Genomic DNA, 1,263 nt, shown 5'->3' with positions numbered 1-1,263 from the left:
ATTTCTGCCATGACGGGCAACGAATGCGTTTGGTGATATTCAAGCCGTTTGGCTACGCTCAGTTGTTGCTCTTCTACGTGATGTTCGTGTGACCAGATCTCGCCATAGCGCGTTAAAATATGTTCAACTTCTTCCGGGAAATGGTTGATCACATCAACAAACTGCCGCCTTGCATGGCTGTTACATAACGATCCCATGGTTTCCCTCACCGTCGGGCGGTTGCTGGCAAGTGCGTCACTCATAATAATGGGCTGTGCACTGGATTGACTGCGGTTTTGTAAGATGCTGTCAATAAATTCACCGGCATGGCCGATATTGGTTTCGAATAACACGATGTGTTGATTGTTCTTCGTGGTAGCGATAACACCCGAGGTATACACACCACTGCGTAGCTGCGTTTTATCACTGTTACGTATTTTTTTCTCAATGGGCTTAGCATCCAGAATTCGGTGTGTGGTGTCATCAATGGCGTAATGCACGGCATCCGCAGACAGATTTAAAAGGTGGTGAAAGACCGGATAAATGGCATTGCACACCAGCTCAATCTGGTCAAACACCGTTGATGCGCTGATCTTCACGCCCAACAGCTTTTGAATACTGCTCTGGCGGTAAAAAGGTAACCCCGCGAAGTACTTGTAGATCGCCATCAAGGCGCACGCGGAATAACCGTATTTTCGGGTCCCCGGGCCCTCTTGCAGTACGTCCGGTGGCAGCTCCGCCGTGAAATAAGCCCCACATGTATTGCAGCGAACTCGCTCCATCACATGCTGCTCGGGCGTAAACGGACTGTGGCCGGTGATCCGCAAGAAACTGCCTGGCTCGGTTTTATATACCTTACCGGTGAGGCATTCTGGGCAATTATCCCCTTTACTGATGGTGGTTAACGGGTGAATAACCACGGTGGGTTTGACCGGCGTAAATCCCTTATCTGAAGAGGCGCTGGTCTGGCGCTTGTTACCAGGCTTTTGAGGCTTGGCGGGCTTTTGCTTTTTTGGCGTGACATCCGATTGTTTCTCAGATGATTTCTCTATTCCCAGCAATTTTCGTAACTTATGAATAGTAACGTTATGATGCGTTAAACGGTCCTGCATACTCGCCAACGTCAGCAACGCATCCAATAACAACTGGCTGTCTTGCTCACTTAACGCCAGGGTGTTTTCCTTGGCCTCAGTCACGCGGGCTATCAGCGCTTCCAGCGCCTGACCATCAATATCTGTAAAAGGTTTACTCACTGTTTCGCTTAGCCGTTTGTTGTGTGTGGAT

At 49.3% G+C, this 1,263-nt stretch carries 1 protein-coding gene; it reads right to left on the bottom strand.

The window, feature by feature from the left end; translation table 11 throughout:
- Positions 1-1,232, bottom strand: a 1,232-nt coding sequence (locus CXF95_RS26185) for a transposase (RefSeq protein WP_101201403.1), incomplete at its 3' end; no start/stop codon positions are given.
- Positions 1,233-1,263: the final 31 nt, after the last annotated feature.

The organism is Paraglaciecola sp. MB-3u-78 (assembly GCF_002835935.1).
Classification (GTDB): domain Bacteria; phylum Pseudomonadota; class Gammaproteobacteria; order Enterobacterales; family Alteromonadaceae; genus Paraglaciecola.
This window is presented reverse-complemented; position numbering and strand designations above follow the sequence as displayed.